The following is a 21,824-nucleotide window of genomic DNA, read 5'->3' on the forward strand; positions in this document are numbered from 1 at the left end:
CGAGATCATGAGCATGCTCTTTGACACCACCCAGGCAAAACGACGGCAGGGACCGCGCGGCAGCTTTGATCTGCCGCTGCTGGTCGCGCTCGTCGGTTTGGCCAGCGTCGGGTTGGTGATGGTGGCATCGAGTTCGATCGCCGTGGCGGCCAGTCACGGTAGTGCGTTCTATTTTCTCAAGCGGCACATTCTGTATCTGAGCTTGGGCCTGGTGCTGGCCGGCATGGCCATGCGCACCGAGATGAAATTGCTGGAAAAGTATGCGTTCCACCTTTTGATGTTGGCCGTGGTGCTGTTGCTGCTGGTGTTTATTCCAGGCATCGGCATGCGCATCAATGGTGCGCGTCGTTGGCTCAACTTCTTGATTACCAGCTTCCAGCCGGTAGAGGCGGTGAAGCTGATCCTGGTGGTGTATATCGCCAGCTATCTGGTGCGCCATCGCGAGAGCGTGGAGACCACGTTCTGGGGTTTGTTCCGGCCGATCATGATCGCCGGTGCTTTCGTGGTGTTGCTGCTGGTGCAGCCGGACTTTGGTTCGGCGACGCTGATGATTGCCGTGACCATCGGCATGATCTGGCTGGGTGGCGCGCGTCCGGTCTTCCTCGTGCTGATGGGGCTGCCGGTGGTTGGGCTGCTGGGGCTGGTGGCCAAGTTCGAGCCATACCGCATGCGCCGACTGACCTCGTTCGTCGACCCCTGGGCCGATCCATTCAATGACGGTTTTCAGTTGACGCAGTCACTGATGGCGATCGGTCGTGGCGAATGGACCGGCGTGGGCCTGGGTTCGAGTGTGTTGAAGCTGTCTTACTTGCCCGAGGCGCATACCGATTTCATCTTCGCGGTGATCTCTGAAGAGTTGGGGCTGGCCGGCATCGTGTTTGTGATCGGGCTGTTCGCGCTCGCTGTCGGCCGCGGTCTCTACGTCGGGCTCAAGGGCGTCGAACTGGGCCAGCGTTTCACCGGCTATGTCGCTTTTGGCGTCTCGCTGATGCTGGGCATGCAGACGATGGTTTCGATCGGCGTCAATCTCGGCGCGTTGCCGACCAAGGGCCTTACCTTGCCGCTGATTAGTTACGGCGGCTCGTCGATCGTGCTGACCTGCGCCATGGCCGGGGTGCTGTTGCGCGCTACTTACGAAATCAATCGGGCGCTGGACGCACGGCAGATGGCGACACGCATGCCTGCCGCCGCGGTGGCTGCCACGAATACTGCCGTCGCGGAGCCTCCGCGCGAGGCGGTGCCGGCATGAGTGCTTCGATGACCAGACAGGCACCCGTACTCATCATGGCTGGTGGCACCGGCGGCCATATTTTCCCCGGCCTTGCCGTGGCCGACGCGCTGCGCGCACAAGGTGTGCCGGTGGTGTGGCTGGGCGCGGTCGGCGGTATGGAGACACGCGTGGTACCGGCGCATGGCATCGAGCTGTTTACCGTGCCGGTCGGTGGTTTGCGCGGTAAAGGTTTGAAGACGCGCTTGCTGGCACCGCTGATGCTGGTGCGTGCGCTGTTTGCATCGTGGGCGGTTTTGCGCCGGGTCAAACCGCGTAGCGTGCTATCGATGGGCGGCTATGTGGCCGGGCCGGGCGGTGTCGCTGCGCGGTTCATCGGCTGCCCGCTGCTGGTGCATGAGCAGAACCGCGTGGCCGGCTATACCAATCGCAAACTCGCCGGCTTCGCACGCCGTGTGCTGGAAGGTTTCGACAATACTTTGCCGGGTGCGCAGTGGGTCGGTAACCCCGTGCGCGCCACGATTGCAGCCATATCGCCACCGGCACAGCGCATGGCCGAGCGCACCGGCTCGGCGCGTTTGCTGGTGTTGGGTGGCAGCTTGGGCGCGCGCGCCTTGAATCTCGCGTTGCCGCAAGCGCTGGCGCAGTTGCCGATCGCGCAACGTCCCGAAGTACTGCATCAATGCGGTAGCCGTGGCGTCGACGAGGCTCGTGAGGCGTACGCCAAAGCCGGTGTCGAGGCGCAGATTGTGCCCTTTATCGATGACATGGCCGGCAGCTATGCCTGGGCCGATCTGGCCGTGTGCCGGGCGGGTGCGCTGACTGTGGCGGAACTTACCGCGGCGGGCCTGGGTGCGGTGCTGGTGCCGTTTCCGCAAGCGGTGGATGACCACCAAACCCGCAATGCCGAGGCCGTCGTGGCTGCCGGCGCGGCTGAACTGATGCAGGAATCAAAAGTGAACGGGGATGGACTGGACATACAGGTTTTAGCGCAGCGGCTTCAAGCCCTGCTAGGAAACCGCAGCAAGCTGATCGCGATGGCCGGGGCCGCGCGTACGCTGGCTAAACCCGATGCGACCGAGGTGATCGCCCGCGCCTGTATGGAGGTGGTCGCATGACGCCGCGTCGCCTGCATGCGCACGAAGATCTGATGACCACGTTCCGCCGCGTGCATTTCATCGGCATCGGCGGCGTGGGCATGAGCGGTATCGCCGAGGTGCTGCATAACCTGGGTTATGCCGTGTCCGGTTCGGATCGCGCCAACTCGCCGACGGCGCAGCGTTTGCAGCAGTTGGGCATCGTGGTGCACGTGGGGCATGCGGCTGAACATATCGGCGACGCGGATGTGGTGGTTACCTCCAGCGCGATCCATCAGGACAATCCTGAGCTGGTTGCCGCACGCGCCGCGCGTATCCCGGTAGTGCCGCGCGCGGAGATGCTGGGCGAACTGATGCGCTTCCGCCGCGGCATCGCCATCGCCGGTACGCATGGCAAGACCACGACCACCAGCTTGGCCGCCAGCGTGCTGGCCGAAGCGAACTACGATCCGACATTCGTGATTGGCGGTCAGCTCAATGCGGCTGGCGCCAATGCGCGTCTTGGCACCGGCCAGTATCTGGTCGCCGAAGCGGACGAGTCCGATGGCTCCTTCTTGCTGCTGTCGCCGGTGTTGGCAGTCATCACCAATATCGACGCCGATCACCTGGAAAATTACGGTGGCGATTTCGCTCAGGTAAAGAAAGCCTTCGCCGATTTCTTGCATCGCCTGCCGTTCTACGGTCTGGCGGTGCTGTGCGTGGACGACCCGGAAGTGGTCGAGCTGGCGAAGACCACGACACGCCGCGTAATGACTTATGGCATCGACACCGTCGATGCCGATGTGCGCGCCGTGAACCTGGTACAGCATGGCTTTGAGATGCACTTCGACCTGCACTTGCCCGGTCGCGCTGAAGCGCTGCCGGTCAAGCTGAACTTGCCAGGCCGGCATAACGTGCTCAACGCCTTGGCTGCCGCCAGCATTGGTTGGCAGTTGGGTGTGGAAGCCGAAGCGATTGCGCGTGCGCTTGAGCATTTCCAGGGTGTCGGCCGCCGTTTCCATCGGCGTGGCGAGATCGCGCTCGATCACGGCACGGCACTGCTGGTTGACGACTACGGTCATCACCCGCGCGAACTCGCCGCGGTATTCGCTGCAGCGCGTGGCGGCTGGCCCGAGCGTCGCCTGGTGGTCGCCTTCCAGCCGCATCGCTATAGCCGCACCCGCGATCTGCTGGATGACTTTGCCAACGTGCTCGCCGAAGCCGATGTACTGGTGCTGGCCGAAGTCTATGCGGCCGGCGAGACGCCGATTGCCGGCGCCGACGGTCGTGCGCTGGCGCGCGCGGTGCGTGCGCGCGGCAAGGTCGATCCGGTGCTGGTCGATCATCCGCGCGAATTCGCCGACACCTTGCCGGCGCTTATGCGCGACGGCGATCTGTTGCTGCTGCTGGGCGCCGGCGACATCGGCGCGATAGCGGTTGAGCTGGCCCAGGCCGGTCATTTGAGGACGAGTAAATGAGTATCAGCAAGACCGTTGCGAGCAAGATTGGCGATCCCGCCCTGTTCGGCCGTGTCGCCGTGGTGATGGGCGGTAGCTCGGCCGAGCGCGAGGTGTCGCTGGATTCCGGTCGCAATGTGCTGGCTGCGCTGAAGGCGCGTGGCGTCGATGCCCATGCGATCGACGGTATCCCGGCCCTGCTCGATGCGGTGCGTGCGGGCCACTTCGCTCGCGTGTTCAATATTTTGCACGGCGGCGGCGGCGAGAACGGCGAGCTGCAGGGCGCGCTGCAGTCGTTGCGCGTGCCGTTCACCGGATCGGGCGTGCTCGGTTCGGCGCTGTCGCTGGACAAGATCCGCGCGAAACAGGTGTGGTTGTCGCTGGGTCTGCCGACGCCACGCTTCAAGGCGTTGCCGCGAGGTGCGGACGTGCATGCCGCCGCGCGCGAAATAGGCTTTCCGCTGATTGTGAAGCCGGCTTGGGAGGGTTCCAGCGTCGGCATCACTCGGGTATTCGACGAGAAGGATCTGGATGCCGCGGTGGCATTGGCGCACAAGTATCCCGGCGACTTGCTGATGGAAACCCTGATCGAGGGCAGCGCGACCGAGGGCGGCGAGTACACCGTCGGTATTCTCGACCGCGAGGTACTGCCCACCATCAAGATCGTGCCCAAGGGCGAGTACTACGACTACAACGCCAAGTACATTGCCGAAGACACGCAGTACATCTGCCCGGGTCTCAGTGGTGCTGCCGAGCAGGAGATGCGCGAGCTGGCTTTGACGGCTTTCGACGCGCTGGCCTGCTCCGGCTGGGGTCGCGTCGACGTCATGCGCGATCGCCAAGGCCGCAACTGGCTGCTGGAAGTGAACACGGCGCCGGGCATGACCTCGCACTCGTTGGTGCCAAAAGCTGCCGCCGCCTCGGGTATCGACTACGAAACCCTGTGCTGGCGGGTGCTTGAGACGAGCTTCGAACGTGTCACCGACGCGCACTTTCCGCTTTCCCATGCGCGTGATTCCGCCGGGGGTGCTGAGTGAAAGGAGCCATCCGCCTCGTTGCCTGGTGTCTGGCCATCGCTCTGGTGGTGCTGCCGATCGCCGGTGTGCTGAGCGGTTGGTTTGCGGCCGATCGCTGGCCGGTGACTCAGTTGACGGTGCAGGCCGAGTTCAAGCACGTCGATGCGGAGCAGGTTCGCGCCGCCGTAGTGCCGCGCCTCGGCAAGGGTTTCTTTGCGCTGGATCTGGACGGCGTGCAAAAAGCCGTGGCCGCGCTGCCATGGGTGGAATCGGTGGAGGCGCGTAAGCGCTGGCCCGATACCTTGCTGTTGCGCATTCGCGAACGGCAGCCGTTTGCACAATGGAACGGCAACAAGCTGATTAGCCGCCAGGGCATGGTGTTCGATGCGCCCGGCGCCGATGTCTCGTTGGGCTTGCCAGATCTGCGCGGCCCGGACGCACGCTTGGCTGAAGTGGTCAGTTTTTACGCCGAGACCCAAAAGGCCTTCGCCAATACACGTATCAAGATCGCCGGCGCCACCCTCACCGAGCGTGGTAGCTGGAGCCTGACCACCGATACCGGTGCGCAGATCGCTATTGGCGATCGCGAGCAGGCCGGCCGTCGTCTGCGCCGGTTTCTGGATGTTTATCCGCAACTGATGGCCGGCCACAGCGCTGGCTTTGCCTACGCCGATCTTCGCTATACCAATGGATTCGCCGTGCGATGGCCGCCGCAAGCGCCAGCCGCAGTCAACGCTGGAGGCTCGCCCCGCACATGAGACCCAAGAACGATAAACAGCTAGTGGTCGGACTCGACATCGGCACCTCCAAAGTGGTGGCGATCGTGGGCGAGTACGAGCCCGGCGAACCGATCGAGGTGATCGGCATCGGCACTCACGTGTCGCGCGGCATGAAGCGCGGTTCGGTGGTGGACATTGAATCGACCGTGCACTCGATCCAGCGCGCGGTGGAAGAGGCCGAACTGATGGCCGGTTGCGATATCCGCTCGGTCTACGCGTCCATCTCCGGCAGTCACCTGGAAACCAAAAACTCGCACGGCACCGCGGCTATCCGTGATCGCGAAGTCACGCCGGGCGATTTGGATCAGGTGCTGGAGGCTGCCAGCGCGGTGGCGATCCCGGCCGATCGCAAGGTCCTCTATAAGGAGTCGCAGGAGTATCGCATCGATGGCCAAGACGGTATCCGTTCACCGGTCGGCATGAGCGGTGTGCGGCTGGAGGCCAGCGTGCATCTGGTGACCGGCGCGGCTGCCGCGGTGCAGAACATCAGCAAATGCATCCAGCGTTGTGGTCTTACGGTGGATGAGCTGGTGCCATCGGCCCTGGCCAGCGCCAAGTCGGTACTCACCGACGATGAGCGCGAGCTGGGTGTGTGCCTGGTCGACATCGGCGCCGGCACCACCGATATCGCGATCTATACCCAGGGCTCGATCCGTTACACCAAGTCGCTGCCAGTGGGCGGCGATCAGGTGACCAACGATATCGCCTATGGCGTGCATACGCCGACCGCGCATGCCGAGGAAATCAAGATCAAGTACGCCTGCGCGCTGGCCCAATTGGCGCACGCCGAAGAAACCATCCAGGTACCCAGCGTGGGCGATCGACCGCCACGCCGCCTGGCGCGGCAGTCGCTCGCCCAGAGCGTGCAGGCACGGTACGAGGAAATTTTCGAAATGGTGCAGGACGAACTGCGCCGCTCCGGCTACGAAAGCCTGGTGGCGGCCGGCATCGTGCTGACCGGTGGTGCCTCGCGTATGGAGGGCACCCTGGAATTGGCCGAAGAGATCTTCCACAAGATGGTGCGCATCGGCGTGCCGCAGCACGTCAGCGGTCTCGGCGAGGTGGTTTCCAGTCCCCTGCATTCCACCGGCGTAGGCCTGCTGTTGCATGGCGCGCGCGCCGGCGGCATGCGGTCGAGCGGGCCGGTGGGCGGCAGCGTGGGCGGCATGCTGGAAAAACTACGCGGCTGGTTTACCAAGAATTTTTGAGCAAGAGCTTTAGACATAGATACGGTTTTTGGCGGCGCATGACGCGTCGTCACGGGCACAAGGACCCAGCCCACCACTACGGACCGACAGGAGTCGGCTCCGCAGTTACAACGACAATGAAAACTCTACGGAGGACGGGAAATGTTTGAACTGATCGAAAAACTGGCACCGAATGCAGTCATCAAGGTCATCGGTGTGGGCGGCGGCGGCGGTAATGCCGTGGCGCACATGCTCAATGCCAATATCGAAGGCGTTGAGTTCATCGTGGCCAATACTGATTCGCAGGCGATGAAAAGCTGTGGCTCGCGCACCCATCTGCAATTGGGTGGCAATGTCACCAAGGGTCTCGGCGCAGGCGCCAATCCAGAGGTCGGCCGTCAGGCCGCGCTGGAGGATCGCGAGCGTATCGAGGAAATGCTCGAGGGCGCCGACATGGTGTTCATCACCGCCGGCATGGGCGGCGGTACCGGCACCGGTGCGGCACCGGTGGTGGCGCAGTTGGCCAAAGAAAAGGGCATCCTCACGGTAGCGGTGGTTACCAAGCCGTTCCCGTTCGAGGGTCGTCGTCGCATGCAGGTCGCGCTGAAGGGTATTGAGGACCTTTCCCAGCATGTCGACTCGCTGATTACCGTGCCGAACGAAAAGCTGCTCTCGGTACTCGGCCGCGAAGTGACTTTGTTGAATGCGTTCAAGGCCGCCAACGACGTGCTGCAAGGCGCCGTGCAGGGTATCGCGGACCTGATTACCGCGCCGGGCCTTATCAACGTCGACTTTGCCGACGTGCGCACCGTGATGTCCGAAATGGGCCTGGCTATGATGGGCTCGGGTACCGCCCGTGGCGATGATCGTGCCCAGGCTGCGGCCGAGGCGGCAATCAAGAACCCGCTGTTGGAAGACGTCAACCTCAATGGTGCTTGCGGCATCCTGGTCAACGTCACTGCCGGTCCCAACCTGACCATGCGTGAATTCGACGAGATCGGTCGGGTGATTCACGACTTCGCCAGCGAAGACGCCACGGTGGTGATCGGTACCTCGCTCGACCCGGAAATGCAGGACGACGTGCGCGTTACCGTGGTGGCCACCGGCCTCAACCGCGCCGTGGCTACGCGTCAGCCGGTTCGTTCCACGGCAACTCAGCAGGTCGAGATGCGTCAGCGCCCGCGTCCGGTCGTGCTGCGTACTGGCACCGGCAACGAAGTGGTCGATTACGCCCAGCCGGACGTTGTCAGCCACACCACCCGTGTCGAAAACACCGCCCCGGCCAAGAGCGCCGATCCAAGTTTCGACTACCTGGATATCCCGGCCTTTTTGCGTCGTCAGGCCGATTGAGAAAAAAAACGTAGAAAAAAGTGAACAAAACGTCAGATTGACTTGTCAGTAACAAATCGTGCCGGGAATGGGGTCTCGCGACCCCGCCCGTGACCATGCCGCTAACTGCGGTTTGGGTAAGGCATCGCTGACACAGTTTCGGGCGTTCGTTGTAGGTTTGAATGTCATAAGACTGTGCGCTTGGAGATGGCGCACGATAGGTCGGGGGCGGATACCTGACTATTCCGATGTCCCGTGCCGGACTCCCGTCACGGTGCGGGACGTCGAGTCGACTCCGATAATCCATTGATGGAATTGAGGATTTCCCCTGTTGGTGCAGGTAGTGAATCTCATTCATGGATAAAGAGAGCATGAAAGCGCGAACAGACTGTACGGTACGGTTTGCTTTTGTCACAGGTTAAGACTGTGTTAGCATTCGACCCCTGTTGGCTGCTGCCCCTGTTTAGTAGGTACCAAAAAAATGATTAAGCAGCGTACGCTCAAGAACATCATTCGTGCCACCGGAGTCGGTCTGCATACCGGCGATAAGGTGTACATGACGTTACGCCCGGCTGCACCGAACACCGGCATCGTGTTCCGCCGTACCGATCTCAATCCGCCCGTGGATATCCCCGCGCGTCCCCACAATGTGGGTGACACTCGCCTGTCGACGACCTTGGTCAACGGCGATGTACGCGTATCGACCGTGGAGCATTTGCTCTCGGCGATGGCCGGACTCGGCATCGATAACGCTTATGTAGACCTGTCGGCACCCGAAGTGCCGATCATGGACGGCAGCGCCGGTCCCTTCGTATTCCTGCTGCAGTCGGCCGGCATCGAAGAGCAGACGGTTGCCAAACGCTTTATCCGCATCAAAAAGCCGATCAAGGTGCAGGAAGGCGACAAGTGGGCCAGTTTTGAGCCGTTTGAAGGCTTCAAGGTTGGCTTCTCGATCGAATTCAATCACCCGATCATCAGCAAGCGCACTTCGCGTGCCGAGATCGACTTCTCCACCACCTCCTTCGTCAAGGAAGTGAGCCGCGCGCGTACCTTTGGTTTCATGCGCGACATCGAAATGCTGCGCGAACATAACCTCGCGCTCGGCGGATCGATGGACAACGCCGTGGTGCTGGACGATTACCGTGTGCTCAACGAAGACGGTCTTCGCTACGAAGACGAGTTCGTCAAGCACAAGATCCTCGACGCGATCGGTGATCTTTACCTGCTCGGTCACAGCCTGATCGGTGCCTATTACGCGCACAAGTCAGGCCATGAGTTGAACAACAAGCTGCTGCGAACCCTGATGGCCGATGCCAGCGCCTGGGAAGAAGTCAGCTACCAGGATGATCCGGCCACTTCGCCGATCTCCTACGCACATCCGGCTCAAGCGATCTAAGCACGATTGCGGGAACGGTCTACTCCTAAAGCCCCGAGAAATCGGGGCTTTGGTTTTCCAAGGATAAGGAGACACCTATGAAAGCGATGTTGCGCGTTTTGTCGTTATGTCTGCTGGTTGCCGCAGCCGGCGTTCTACATGCCCAGGCCACCCGTCCTGAGGTCGGACCGCAAGTAAGGGCCTACAGCGGCAGCGAGGGCTTAAAGGTTTGGGTATTGCGTGTTGGGCCGCGTGCGGCCAACGAGGCCCTTGTGCAGGTCGGTGGCGTCGATCACGACTGGAATATGAAGATCCAGAAGATGGTCATGGAGACGGTGCGCGAGCAGCCGCGCTACTCACTCACCATCAAGGGTGAGAAATTCGTCGCCTTGATTCTTGATGGTGAAGGCGGCGGTGAGCTTTATCTTCCGGGCGAGGCCAGAGCGCGTCATGTCTCCTATCAAACGGAGCTGTCCGAGCAGGGGAGTCCCGAGCATTTTCTCACCGACTATCTGGATCAGCTCAAAACGCCACATTGAGCACTCGGCAAATTACATAAAACTAACAAGGGGTTGCGTCGAGAGGCGCAGCCTTTTGTTTTATCAGACCTTTCTTAGATTCTGTCGACTACTGCTCATGTAATAATCATTTTTCGGTCTACCCAGCCGGTGTGAGCGTGGTATAAAACCGGCTTCGTCTTTCCGGGCAAGCTCTATCGGCAAGGTAAGGCGAGCCGGCTGGAGGGCCGGAAAAGTATCAGGTGGAGTCGTTGGAGCCGGCGTCAGGGGCACCCGCAACCGCTGCCAGTTCAAGGAACAGTTTCTGTAATTCAGGGTCTGTGATGGACGCCGCGGCAGCCTTCAGGTGATGGGCTGCGGCGATAGAAAGCGGTTTTGACCGATCCGGCTCGGTAGCAGTCGGCGGAGGGGGGGCCACTTTCACGGTGACAAAACTGGCGCGTACGTCAATGGCGTGCGCGGCGGAGAGGATCTGCGTCTGCATAAGGCGCAACCGCGACGCCCACGCCGGCGAGGAAGCCAGAAAAATGAGACGGCCGTTGCGCAGGTTGGCAAATCTGACCTGCTCACGGAGCGGTGACGGCAATGTCTGACGCAGTGCGCGATCCAGCGCCTCTAGCTCGCCGGCCTTTTTGGCCAGTGCGGCGACAGGGCCACATTCGGTAATGGATTTCAATCCAGTGCCGGTGCGGCGAGGGGGGCGGGGTATGTCGCGCTGCATGGATGCCGACATCTTCGACGTGGAAAAACATGCAAATCATACTGGTATCACGCACCAAAAAGGTGCCGAAAACTCTGGATCTAGCGGATCGGCGCTTGCGCTACCGCTTGATCGGCATAGCGGCGGCAGCGGTTCTGAGCTGTGCTGGCTTGGGTGCGACCGTTGCCATGGCTTTGGCCAGTCCGCGTGACCGGGCCCTGGCCGAGATCGAGCAGTTGAATAAACAAGTGGGCCAGCAGAGCGGTCAGCTCGGCGCCATGCGTAAAGATGCCCAGCGCGATATCGATGCGTTGGCGATCAAGCTGGGGCAATTACAAGCGCAGTCGACCCGCCTCAATGCGCTGGGTGAGCGACTGGCCCAGGTCGGCAAACTCGACGATGGCGAGTTCAATTTCGGCGAGCAGCCGGCGGTCGGTGGCGTAGAAGATAGTTCTGACGAGCCCTATGCCCTGCCACAGACGTTAGATACCGGCATCGACCAGCTCGCCGCCCAGTTCGATAGCCAGCAGGCGCAGCTCTCCGCGCTGCAAAGCCTGTTGCTGGATGCCAAGATCGAATCCAATCTCAAGCCGACCGGCATGCCCGTACAGGGCTATATATCTTCCTATTTTGGTGGTCGTCCGGACCCGTTCAGCGGTCACAGCGCGACCCACACTGGTATCGATATCTCTGTGCCGACCGGTACTCCGGTCAGTGCGGTGGCCGAAGGCATGGTGACCTACTCCGGCATCCGCAACGGTTACGGCGATGTGATCGAGATCGATCATGGCAACGGCTATATGACGCGCTATGCCCATAACAGTGCCCTGATCGTGAAGCCGGGCCAGCGCGTTCGCGTCGGCGATGTCATCGCCAAGGCGGGCTCCACTGGCCGCTCCACCGGTTCGCATGTGCATTTCGAGGTCTGGTACAACGGCCGGGTGGTGAATCCGCTGGTATACGTGCGCAATCACCGTTGAGTCAGTCTTGCTAGTCGACAGGGGCGGTGGCGTTGCCCTTGAAAGATTCGCCGTCTGTCGCCACTCCTGACCCGTCGGTATGGTGAGTCAGGCGTATCGAGTAGGCATGGCCGATAACGTATGGATCGCCTGAAGGGGATCCATCAGCGTTTGGGATAGCCGGCTGACCCTAGTATCATCATCCCTTTCGCCCCGCCCAGGCTTACCTGGAGGGTCGTTTTTGTCTCCAGATCCGGAAGATCGATGTTCAATCGCGTCATGACAAGCCTCTTTGGTAGCCGCAACGAACGCGTGCTGCGCCAGCTTTCCAAATCGGTTACGCGTATCAACGCACTTGAGCCGGAGTTTGAAGCGCTGAGTGATGCGGCATTACGAGGCAAAACCGACGAGTTCAAGCAGCGTGTCGCCGCCGGCGAGTCGCTCGACAAGTTGCTGCCAGAGGCTTTTGCCGTGGTACGCGAGGGCGCCAAGCGCGTGCTTGGCATGCGCCCCTACGACGTGCAGATGATCGGCGGCATGGTGCTGCATTCTGGCCGTATCGCTGAAATGCGCACGGGTGAAGGCAAGACCCTGGTCGGCACGCTGTCGGTGTACCTCAACGCCCTCGAAGGCAAGGGCGTACACGTGGTTACCGTGAACGACTACCTGGCGCGCCGCGATTCCGCGCAAATGGGGCAGCTCTACAACTTTCTCGGCCTGTCGGTAGGTGTGGTGTGGCCAGGTATGGACCATGCCGATAAACACGGGGCCTATGCTTCGGACATTACCTACGGCACCAACAACGAATTCGGTTTCGACTATCTACGCGACAACATGGCTTTGTCCAAGGATCAGCGCTGCCAGCGCGGCCTGCATTACGCCATCGTCGACGAGGTGGACTCGATCCTGATCGATGAAGCGCGCACTCCGCTGATTATCTCCGGTCCCGCCGAGGATTCGCCGCAGCTATACATCGCGGTAAACAAGATCGTGCCGAAAATGATCCGGCAAGAGAAAGAAGACGGCGGCGGCGATTACTGGGTCGATGAAAAGCAAAAGCAGGTGCATTTGTCCGAAGAGGGCATGTCGCACGCCGACGAATTGCTGCGTCAGGCCGGCGTGATCGAGCAGGACAGCGGCCTGTACGATTCCAAGAATCTGGCGGTGGTGCATCACCTCAACGCGGCCTTGCGCGCCAATGCGATCTATCAGCGCGATGTGGATTACATCGTGCGCGACGGCGAGGTCATCATCGTCGACGAATTTACCGGCCGCACCCTGCCGGGTCGCCGCTGGTCTGACGGCCTGCATCAGGCGGTCGAGGCCAAAGAAGGTGTGCCGATTCAGCGCGAGAACCAGACTCTGGCAACGGTAACGTTCCAGAACCTGTTCCGCATGTACAAGAAACTGGCCGGCATGACCGGTACGGCCGACACCGAAGCCTACGAGTTTCAGCAGATCTATGGCCTTGAAGTGGTGGTCATCCCCACGCACAAGCCGATGATCCGCAAAGACAACTCCGACATGGTCTTCCTCGCGCAGGAGGTTAAGTACAAGGCGGTGGTCGAGGACATCAAGGACTGCCACAAGCGCGGTCAGCCGGTGCTGGTCGGTACTACCTCGATCGAGGTGTCCGAGCTGCTGTCCACCCTGCTGGACAAGGCCAAGATCAAGCACGAAGTGCTTAATGCGAAACAGCACGAGCGCGAAGCGCACATCGTGGCTCAGGCCGGCGCGCCTGGCTCGGTGACGATCGCTACCAACATGGCCGGCCGCGGTACCGACATCGTGCTTGGCGGCAGTCTGGAAGCGGCCCTGCATGCACTCCCCGAAGGCGCCAGCGAGTCCGATCGCAAGCGCGTGCGCGACGATTGGCAAAAGCGGCACAATCAGGTGTTGGCCGCGGGCGGCTTGCACATCATCGGTACCGAGCGGCACGAATCTCGCCGTATCGACAACCAGTTGCGTGGCCGCTCCGGTCGCCAGGGCGATCCGGGCTCGTCGCGTTTCTACCTGTCGCTGCAAGACAATCTGCTGCGCATTTTCGGCGGCGAAGGCCTGGTGCGCTGGATGAAGCGCTTCGGCATGAAAGAAGACGATGCGCTGGAAGATCGCATGATAAGCCGGCAGATCGAAAAGGCGCAGCGCAAGGTCGAGCAGCATAACTTCGATATCCGTAAACACCTGCTTGAGTTCGATGACGTCGCCAACGATCAGCGCAAGGTGATTTATCGCCAGCGTGACGAATTGCTCGAAGTCGACGACGTCTCCGAGACCATTACCGATATTCGCGACGATGTGGTGACCAAGCTGGTCTATCGCCATGTGGCGCCTGAAAGCATTGACGAGCAGTGGGATATCGCCGGCCTCGATCGCGAACTGGAGAGCGAGTTCGGCCTCACGCTGAACCTCAAGCATTGGATCGAACAGCAGCACGAGATGGATGCCGCGATACTGCTTGCGCATGTGCGCGAAGCCTCCGATGACCTCTTCAAGAGCAAAGAGGAGCGGATCGGCAGCGACACCATGCGCCAGCTTGAAAAGCACATCATGCTGAGCGTGGTCGACAATGCCTGGAAAGAGCATCTGGCGAGCATGGACTATCTGCGCCAGGGCATTTATCTGCGCGGCTATGCGCAGAAGCAGCCCAAGCAGGAGTTCAAGCGCGAGTCGTTCGAACTGTTCTCCAGCATGCTCGACCGCATCAAGATCGAAGTGGTGCAAATGCTTGCGCGCGTCCGCGTTCGCAGCGAAGAAGAAGTTGCGGCGATGGAGGTTGAGCAGCAGCGTGTTGCCGAGCGCCTGCAGAAACAGATGCAGACCAGCGGCGGCGGTGCGCCGATCGGCGCGCTTGGCGCGGATGCCGAGACATTGGCTGTCGGCAGCATGGTTAAGCAGCATACCGAACACGCTGACGGCCCCAAGGTGGGCCGTAACGATCCATGCCCATGTGGCTCAGGCAAGAAGTACAAATACTGCCACGGGCAGCTCAGCTAATCGCGTTTAGCTGACACCGTCGTTCTTGTAGGAGCGCAGTCTGTGCGCTCCTACAAGGCGATGGTCTCAATCACCGCCGCCCGGTGGGCGCTTGCGATGTGGCTCGGCATCCACGGTGATGTAGCGCGGCTCTTCGCTATCCAGTTGCAGGGCGGTCAGCTTGCCGCCCCAGACACAGCCCGTATCGATCGCATAAGTGCCCAGGCCGGCAAAACGATCCAGCGCAGACCAGTGACCGCAGACGATGCGCGTATCGCGCCGGCGCATTCCGGGTACCTCGAACCAGGGATACATGCCTGGTTTCTGCGTGCCGGGCACACCCTTTGCCTCAAAGTCGATATGGCCGTGAATATCGCAAAAGCGCATCCGGGTCAGCGTGTTGATCGAGGCGCGCATGCGGTCGATGCCTTGCAGCCGGCTCGACCATGCGGTGGGCCGATTACCGAACAAATTTTTCAGAATGCGCGGATGGCGCGGGCTGGATAGTTCGCGCTCCACCTCTTGAGCGGCGCGCTGCGCTTGGCGCAAAGTCCACGATGGCGCCAGGCCTGCGTGCACCATGGTCCAGTTGAGCCGTTCGTCATGATGCAGCAGCTTTTGATTGCGCAACCATTCGAACAACACCGGTGCATCTTCGGCAAACAGCACCTCGCGCAATTCGGGGTTTACCTTGGACTGCGCCTCGGGCCGGCGCTGGGCAATAGCCAGCAGGCTGAGGTCGTGGTTGCCCAGGGTCACCACCGCTTGCTCGCGCAGGCTGTGGATCAGGCGCAAGGTGTCCAGCGACTGGCCGCCGCGGTTGACCAGATCGCCGCAAAACCACAAACGATCCTGAGCAGGATCGAAACGGATTTTGTCGAGTAAGCGTTGCAGTTCGGGATAGCAGCCCTGCAGATCGCCGATCGCATACGTAGCCATCAGCGCCGTACCATCAGTGCAAGGTACGCGGAATGGAAAGGGTGAATGGTGGAATCGGCGCGTCGAAATGGGTGCCGTCGTCAGCCAGCATGTGATAGCTGCCGTACATGGTGCCCACGGCGGTTTCCAGCACCGCGCCGGAGGTGTACTGATAGTCGTCGCCCGGACGCATCCACGGTTGCTCGCCGACGACACCTTCGCCGCGGACCTCCTCGACCTTGCCGTTGGCGTCGGTGATGACCCAGTGGCGGGTAATCAGACGCGCAGGTACGTCACCGTTGTTGCGCAAGGTGATGGTGTAGGCGAACACGTAACGATCGTCGGCAGGCTTGGACTGGTCGGAGACGAAACGAGTTTCGACCTGCACGCCGATCGTGTAGGAAGATTTTTCGGTCATGGCGCGATTGTACGGGTTGCCGCGATGCAAGGGGCAAACCCGTGTTTATAGAAGGTAGCGAATGGAGCGAAAAGCCGTATGGCCCAACGGCTGCGCGCTTAAACCGGCAGTTTTGCCAGGCGTACGAAGTCGGCTGGCGCCAAGGTTTCCGCGCGGGCTTTGGGGTCGACGTCGGCGCTGCGGATCGCGTCGCTGTCCAGCAATTGTTTCAGCGCATTGCTGAGCGTTTTGCGTCGTTGCGCGAACGCCGCTTTGACGATCGCATACAGGCGCTCCGGGTCGGCATCGGGCAACTGCTCGGGCGGTAGCGGTATCAACCGCACCACGGCCGAATCCACTTTCGGCGGCGGCCGGAATGCACCCGGCGGCACGTAGAACAGCGGCTCTACCCGGCAAGCTAGCTGCAGCATCACCGATAGACGTCCATACACTTTGCTGCCGGGTTCCGCGGCCATGCGGTCGACGACTTCTTTCTGCAACATAAAGTGCATGTCTTCAATCGCAGCCGCATGCTCGACACAATGAAACAGGATCGGGCTGGAGATGTAATAAGGCAGGTTGCCGGCGATGCGTAGCCGCGCCACGCCGTGACGATGAGCCAGCGCGGTGAAATCGACCTTGAGCACGTCGGCCTGAATGATGTTCAGTTCACCTACTTCGGCGGCGTGCGCCGTCAGGCCGGGAATCAGATCGGTATCCAATTCGATGGCGGTGAGTTTGCCGGCCGCTGTGAGTAGCGGCCAGGTCAATGCGCCCTCGCCGGGGCCGATCTCCACGACGAAATCATTCGGGCGTGGCGAGATCGCGCTGACGATGCGCTCGATGTAGCGCTTATCGTGCAGAAAATGTTGGCCGAAGCTTTTTTTGGGACGGGCGTTCATTCGAATGTGTTCCGGTGAGGTAGGCCCCGGCCCTTTTCCCCGAAGGGAAAGGGGATGGGCGGCGCTGTGCGCCACAAGTTATAGGTGCGCCACCAGTTCCATGGCCATGGTTGCTGCGGCAATCAGGCTGGCCGGGTCGCCGCGTCCGCTGCCGGCCAGGTCCAGCGCGGTGCCGTGATCGACCGAGGTGCGGATAAAGGGCAGGCCGAGGGTGAGGTTTACCGTGCGGTCGAAGGCTTCGCTTTTCAGCACAGGCAAGGCTTGATCGTGATACATCGCAAGCACGGCGTCGTAACGTTCGCGCTGTGCGGGTACAAAAGCGGTATCTGCGGGCAGCGGGCCGATCAGTTGCATGCCTTCGCTGCGCAAGGCGTCGAGCACCGGAATGACAGTATCGATCTCCTCACGGCCGAGATGCCCGCCTTCACCGGCATGCGGGTTAAGGCCCAGTACGGCGATGCGTGGCTGCAGCAGGCTGAACTTGGCCCGCAATTCGGCGTGCACGATACGCAGCGTGCGGGTCAGCGACTCGTGGGTGATCGCGGCGGGAACGGCCGCCAAAGGCAAATGCGTAGTGGCCAGAGCAACCCGTAGCTGCGGGCTGGCCAGCATCATCACCACGTCGGCGTGGGCACGTTCGGCGAAAAATTCGGTATGGCCGCTGAAACGGATACCTGCCTCGTTGATCGAGGATTTCTGCAGCGGCGCGGTGACGATGGCGTCATAGCGGCCACCCATGCAGCCATCGGCGGCTTCGGCCAGGGTCGCGAGAACATGGTGCGCATTGCGTGGATCGGGTTGGCCGGGAATCTCTTCCATCGCCAACGGCACATGTCGTAGGCGCAGGGTGCCTGGCCGGCGCTCGTACAAAGCGCCGCCATCGTCATCGATCAGCTCGATCGACAATCCGCAACGTGTCGCGGCGCGCTGTAACAGTGTGCGATCGGTTATCGCAACGAAATTGGCCGCCAGCGGAGTGGCGGCCAATCGGATCAACAGTTCGGGGCCGATGCCAGCCGGCTCGCCTGCAGTAACGGCGAGCCGGGGTAGGGCGCTGGCGCCCAACGCCGTTGTCTGAGGCGTTGCTTTACTCAGGAGGACTTGTCCTGCTTGGGCGTATTGTCCGGCGCGCGCAGCTCGGGCGCCACGATGTTGACGTAGGCACCGGAGCGCATTTCGCGCAAGAAATCGTCAAAAGCCTGTTCGGCCTTGCGGTTGCCGATGGCCTGACGCGCCTGATCGCGCTCGATCTCATTGGTGCGATCGCTCTGGCGCTCGCCCTCGCGCTGCAAGATGTGCCAGCCGGCCTCGGTCTGGAACGGCTGCGACACTTGCTCGTCCTTCAACTGGCCAAGCTGCTGGGCAACAGCGGTGCCCCAGGCTTGCTGCGGAAACCAGCCCATGTCGCCACCGGCATTGGCCGTGGTGTCGTCTTTGGAGTTTTCCTTCGCCAGCTTGGCGAAATCTTCGTGCTTGTTAACGATGCGGTTGTAAAGATCTTGCGCCTTTTGCTGGGCCTGCTCGGGCGTCAGCAGTTCGCTGGGCTTGATTAGGATCTGCCGCGCTTTGTACTCGGTAATGACCTGACGGCCCGGAGCGCGCTGTGCGACCAGCTTGAGAATATGAAAACCGGTGGGGCCACGCTGAGCCGGCGTGACATCGCCCGGCTTCATCGTGGTGATGGCGTCGACGAAGGCCGGCGGCACTTCGTCCATGCGGCGCCAGCCGAGATCGCCGCCGTCCAAGGCGTCTTGCGCGTCGGAGTAGCGGATCGCCGCGGCATTGAAATCCATGCCGCCCTTGATCGCGCCGATGGCTTGGTCGGCCTTGGTCTGCGCTGCCTGGATGTCGGCAGCGGTACCGCCGCTGGGCACACTGATCTGAATATGCGCCAGATGCACTTCGCCGGCCTTATAGGTCGGGCTGGCGAGCAGGTTGTTGATCTCGCTGTCGGTGATGTTTACCGAGTCGCGCACAACGCTTTCATGCAGGCGCTGAACAATCAACTGATCGCCCAACTGCTTGCGGAAGGCGGCGAAACTGGAGCCTTCCTGTTCCACCGCCGCACGCAATTGCTCGGGCGTCATCTTGTTCTGCTGCGCGACGCCGGCAACCGCCTTGTCGATATCGGCATCGGAGACACGGACGCCTTGCTCGTTCGCGCGGGCAATCTGCAGTTTCATCAGGACCAGGCGGTCCAGCACCTGCCGGCGCAGGACATCGATGGGCGGTAGCTGGCTGGGGTCGCTGGCGTACTGCTGCTGCACCGAGCGCACGGCCTCGTTCAGCTCACTCTGCAGGATAACGCTTTCATCCACGACGGCGACGATGCGGTCCAGCGGCTGTTTGTCCGCGGCGGCTGCCTGTGGCAACAGTTGGGCATGAGCGGGCAGGACTGTCGCGGCAGCGATCGCGAACAGGAAAGTAGCAAAGGATTGCTTCATCAGTATGGAACCCGGCCCAGCAGGGGCATGTGTAATTTATTGATAGCCAAGAATATCACGTCGCAGCATCGGTTCGATCTGAGTGCTGGACGAGCCGAGACCCTTGAATTCGACTTCGAACATCACCGCATTGTTGCGCTTCGGGATGCTGCCCGGCGGTCGTTGACCGAAGCCGGAGTAGCCCAGATTCACGTAGTTGCGATTGACCACTCGTAAAGCGACGCAGCAACTGTCGTATTCCACGCCAGCCAGGGCCTCGATGGTGGTGCGATCCTTCGCCGACCACGTCCAGCTCCCCAGCAGCCGCCAACGATCCGAGATCGGGTAGACCGCCGAAGCACTGTATTGTTCCAACAGGTCGCGCCGATAACGGTAAGAAAAGTTGAGGATGCCGTTGTTGCTCAAGCGACGCTGCAGCTCCAATACGCCCAGATCGGTTCGACGGCTGTTCGGGCTCCACTGGTACTGCGTGCCCAGGCGCCATTGGTCGTTAAGCTGCATGTTCAGTTGGGCCACGTAGTCGGAACCGGACCAGTCCGTGGCTGCAGGAACCACGTTGCTGCCCCCATAGGGGAGTTGCACTTTTTGCTGTGAGAGATAGCGAATCTGGCCAAAACTGGCTGACAGCCGCTCCACGCCACTGTCGTCGAGCAGGCGGGTGGTGATCGCGCCGGTGAGGTTGTTGGCGTTCATCTGCCGGTCCGCGCCGGAATACTGGTTGGGCGAGAACAACTGCCAGTAATCGAACGACATGACGTTGGTATCAAACAGCGGCAGGTTATTCTGGTTGCGATAAGGCACATACAGGTAGTACAGGCGCGGTTCCAGCGTCTGTGTGTAGTTGCTGCCGAACAGCGAGGTAGTGCGATCGAAGATCAGTCCGCTGTCGACGCTGGCGATCGGCAAGGCGCGGCTGGGCGAGCGCTCGTTAAACGGCGTGAAGGGGGCGCTGGCAAGTACGCCAGTGTAGTAGCCAAAGCGCTGATAGCCGGCGTCGAGCTGGTAAGCGGTATACCGATAAGCCAGCTTGGGTCGAACGAACCATGACGCACCTTGGAAATAGGCAGCGAGATAGGGGCTCAGGTCGACCCGCTTGCCGTTCACGGACTGGCTTTTATGAAACGCGACCGCTTCGTTGTTCATCCCGAACTCAAGCCAGTGCGTCAACGGGATATTCAGATTCAGGGTGGCGCGCGGCAGCCGCTTGTAGGGCTCCACGCTGTCTGGATAAAACGGATTCACGTTCTGATAGATGTCGCCGCCGATCGAGGCGTTCCACCAGGTACCTCCGCCGTTGGCATAGGCGCTGGAGGTCAGGGTGCCGATCGAGGTGTTGTAGAGATCGTTGCCGTAGTCATACAAATAGTTGCGGTCTGAGGCACGGTTGATATTGGTGCCCAGAGACCAGCTATCCCACAGATGCGAGCTGCTGACGAATTTGACCAGATAGCGCTCGTCGCCCTTGGTCTCGGTAACGGTACCGTTCTTGCTGCCGTTGTCCCTGGGCACGTATTCGAAATTCAGTTGGCCGGCGTAGCCGCCCGGGAACAAATAACGAAATTCACCGCCCAGCATCAGGCCGCGGCTGGTGTAGATGCTTGGTTCCAGCGTCGCGTCGTAATTGGGCGCCAGATTCAGATAGTACGGTGTCGTGACGCGAAAACCGGCGCGGCTGGTATTGCCGATGATCGGCATGAGAAAGCCGGATTGGCGCCGATTGTCGACCGGAAAGCTGAAGTAGGGCATATACAGCAGCGGCACATTGCCTACCCGCATCGTGGCGCCGCGCGCCACGCCCCGGCCGGTGTCCTTGTCGATGAAAATCGACTTGCCGCGCACTTCCCAGACGTGATGGCCTACGTCGCAGGTGGAATAGGTGGCCTGGGTATAGCGGCTATGGTCCGCATCGAGCATTTCACCCTGCGTGGCGATACCGTTGCCCCGCGAGGTCAGCATCTGATAACGCACGTTGTCCTTGGCGATACCCCGGCTGGCCTCGGTGTTGCCGCTCACCCGTTCAGCCGCCACGAGCTGCCCCGCCTCCTGGTAGCGCACATTGCCGCGCGCATCGTAGTCGGTGGTGTCGTTGTTATAGTCGGTAGTATCGGCCTGCAGCAGTTGGTCGGCGCGTTGCAGGCGGACCTTGCCACTGAGGTGATAGACGGTCTGGTCCGAGCTGTCCACGCTTTCGGCCCACACCAACGTGTTGGACGTGTCACGTACCGAGGCGTCCTTGCTCATGGTCGGATCGTAAAAATCCAGCAGTGCATTGGGCCGGCACATGGCGTAGTTATCCGGCCGTGGCGGGCAATGGAAAGATCCCAGCGGACAGGCCGGAATGTCGCCATCGAGAGACACTTTGCGGTGTGGGCTGTTTTTCGCTTCGGCCTGGCCACCGGCCAGGGCAAGGGCTGCGGCAACCGCAAGCAGGCGGCGCGCGGGCATGTGGCGTAGCGTAGGCGTCACGATGGCAGTCTGTTGGGTTTGAAGGATCGTTAAACTAGCAGAAAGCCCCCATTTAAGGCAGATAACCCCCTCCCCCTGTTGCCGATGAGAATTCAGC

Annotated in this window: 18 protein-coding genes; 11 read left to right on the forward strand and 7 right to left on the reverse strand. The window is 61.2% G+C overall.

All coding sequences use genetic code 11. The features are described from left to right. Nucleotides 1-13: 13 nt before the first annotated feature. From ftsW to DVJ77_RS04795, 9 genes are all read left to right on the forward strand, one after another. Nucleotides 14-1,249, forward strand: coding sequence for a putative lipid II flippase FtsW (gene ftsW, locus DVJ77_RS04755; protein WP_114844716.1), 1,236 nt, complete (start codon nucleotides 14-16; stop codon nucleotides 1,247-1,249). 8 nt (nucleotides 1,250-1,257) lie between these two features. Then, the gene (gene murG / locus DVJ77_RS04760; protein WP_114844343.1) at nucleotides 1,258-2,346 is read left to right on the forward strand and encodes an undecaprenyldiphospho-muramoylpentapeptide beta-N-acetylglucosaminyltransferase; all 1,089 of its coding nucleotides are present in this window, start codon (nucleotides 1,258-1,260) and stop codon (nucleotides 2,344-2,346) included. Continuing rightward, nucleotides 2,343-3,782, forward strand: coding sequence for a UDP-N-acetylmuramate--L-alanine ligase (gene murC / locus DVJ77_RS04765; protein ID WP_114844344.1), 1,440 nt, complete (start codon nucleotides 2,343-2,345; stop codon nucleotides 3,780-3,782). The genes murG and murC overlap by 4 nt, the downstream gene beginning before the upstream one ends. After that, nucleotides 3,779-4,798: a D-alanine--D-alanine ligase gene (locus tag DVJ77_RS04770; protein WP_225427819.1), complete on the forward strand. Its 1,020-nt coding sequence runs from the start codon at nucleotides 3,779-3,781 to the stop codon at nucleotides 4,796-4,798. The genes murC and DVJ77_RS04770 overlap by 4 nt, the downstream gene beginning before the upstream one ends. Further along, entirely contained in the window at nucleotides 4,795-5,535 is a 741-nt protein-coding gene (locus DVJ77_RS04775) for a cell division protein FtsQ/DivIB (RefSeq protein ID WP_114844345.1), read from the forward strand. Before DVJ77_RS04770 ends, DVJ77_RS04775 begins: the two co-directional genes overlap by 4 nt. Then, nucleotides 5,532-6,764, forward strand: coding sequence for a cell division protein FtsA (ftsA, locus tag DVJ77_RS04780; RefSeq protein ID WP_114844346.1), 1,233 nt, complete (start codon nucleotides 5,532-5,534; stop codon nucleotides 6,762-6,764). The genes DVJ77_RS04775 and ftsA overlap by 4 nt, the downstream gene beginning before the upstream one ends. 141 nt (nucleotides 6,765-6,905) lie before the next feature. Further along, nucleotides 6,906-8,093 (forward strand): cell division protein FtsZ, encoded by a 1,188-nt coding sequence (gene ftsZ / locus DVJ77_RS04785; RefSeq protein ID WP_114844347.1) that lies wholly within the window; start codon nucleotides 6,906-6,908, stop codon nucleotides 8,091-8,093. Between the two features lie 460 nt (nucleotides 8,094-8,553). Then, nucleotides 8,554-9,468, forward strand: a complete 915-nt coding sequence (gene lpxC, locus DVJ77_RS04790) for a UDP-3-O-acyl-N-acetylglucosamine deacetylase (protein WP_114844348.1) — start codon at nucleotides 8,554-8,556, stop codon at nucleotides 9,466-9,468. A gap of 77 nt (nucleotides 9,469-9,545) precedes the next feature. Next, nucleotides 9,546-9,986: a hypothetical protein gene (locus tag DVJ77_RS04795; protein ID WP_114844349.1), complete on the forward strand. Its 441-nt coding sequence runs from the start codon at nucleotides 9,546-9,548 to the stop codon at nucleotides 9,984-9,986. Between the two features lie 217 nt (nucleotides 9,987-10,203). Here DVJ77_RS04795 and DVJ77_RS04800 read toward each other — a convergent pair whose 3' ends face one another. Next, nucleotides 10,204-10,686 (reverse strand): DciA family protein, encoded by a 483-nt coding sequence (locus DVJ77_RS04800; protein ID WP_114844717.1) that lies wholly within the window; start codon nucleotides 10,684-10,686, stop codon nucleotides 10,204-10,206. A gap of 29 nt (nucleotides 10,687-10,715) precedes the next feature. On the opposite strand from DVJ77_RS04800, the gene DVJ77_RS04805 reads away from it, so the two are divergent. Continuing rightward, entirely contained in the window at nucleotides 10,716-11,645 is a 930-nt protein-coding gene (locus tag DVJ77_RS04805) for a M23 family metallopeptidase (RefSeq protein WP_114844350.1), read from the forward strand. A 243-nt stretch (nucleotides 11,646-11,888) separates the two neighbouring features. Next, a complete protein-coding gene (secA, locus tag DVJ77_RS04810; protein WP_114844351.1) occupies nucleotides 11,889-14,621 on the forward strand; it encodes a preprotein translocase subunit SecA in 2,733 nt (910 codons plus the stop codon). A 66-nt stretch (nucleotides 14,622-14,687) separates the two neighbouring features. Here the strand turns inward: secA and DVJ77_RS04815 are convergent, their stop codons facing one another. The 6 genes from DVJ77_RS04815 to DVJ77_RS04840 form a co-directional block, all read right to left on the reverse strand. Beyond that, a complete protein-coding gene (locus DVJ77_RS04815; protein WP_114844352.1) occupies nucleotides 14,688-15,539 on the reverse strand; it encodes a symmetrical bis(5'-nucleosyl)-tetraphosphatase in 852 nt (283 codons plus the stop codon). Between the two features lie 13 nt (nucleotides 15,540-15,552). Then, nucleotides 15,553-15,936 (reverse strand): Co2+/Mg2+ efflux protein ApaG, encoded by a 384-nt coding sequence (gene apaG, locus DVJ77_RS04820; protein ID WP_114844353.1) that lies wholly within the window; start codon nucleotides 15,934-15,936, stop codon nucleotides 15,553-15,555. Nucleotides 15,937-16,034: 98 nt separating this feature from the next. After that, complete coding sequence (gene rsmA / locus DVJ77_RS04825) at nucleotides 16,035-16,817, reverse strand: 16S rRNA (adenine(1518)-N(6)/adenine(1519)-N(6))-dimethyltransferase RsmA (RefSeq protein ID WP_114844354.1); 783 nt, start codon at nucleotides 16,815-16,817, stop codon at nucleotides 16,035-16,037. Between the two features lie 78 nt (nucleotides 16,818-16,895). After that, nucleotides 16,896-17,882, reverse strand: coding sequence for a 4-hydroxythreonine-4-phosphate dehydrogenase PdxA (gene pdxA, locus DVJ77_RS04830; protein ID WP_114844355.1), 987 nt, complete (start codon nucleotides 17,880-17,882; stop codon nucleotides 16,896-16,898). 26 nt (nucleotides 17,883-17,908) lie between these two features. Beyond that, nucleotides 17,909-19,261, reverse strand: coding sequence for a peptidylprolyl isomerase (locus tag DVJ77_RS04835; protein ID WP_114844356.1), 1,353 nt, complete (start codon nucleotides 19,259-19,261; stop codon nucleotides 17,909-17,911). 36 nt (nucleotides 19,262-19,297) lie between these two features. Continuing rightward, nucleotides 19,298-21,727 carry an LPS-assembly protein LptD gene (locus tag DVJ77_RS04840; RefSeq protein WP_114844357.1) on the reverse strand — a complete coding sequence of 810 codons (2,430 nt, stop codon included), beginning with the start codon at nucleotides 21,725-21,727 and terminating at the stop codon, nucleotides 19,298-19,300. Nucleotides 21,728-21,824 lie beyond the last annotated feature (97 nt).

This window comes from Dyella tabacisoli (assembly GCF_003350925.1).
In the GTDB taxonomy this organism is placed as follows: Bacteria; Pseudomonadota; Gammaproteobacteria; order Xanthomonadales; family Rhodanobacteraceae; genus Dyella_C; species Dyella_C tabacisoli.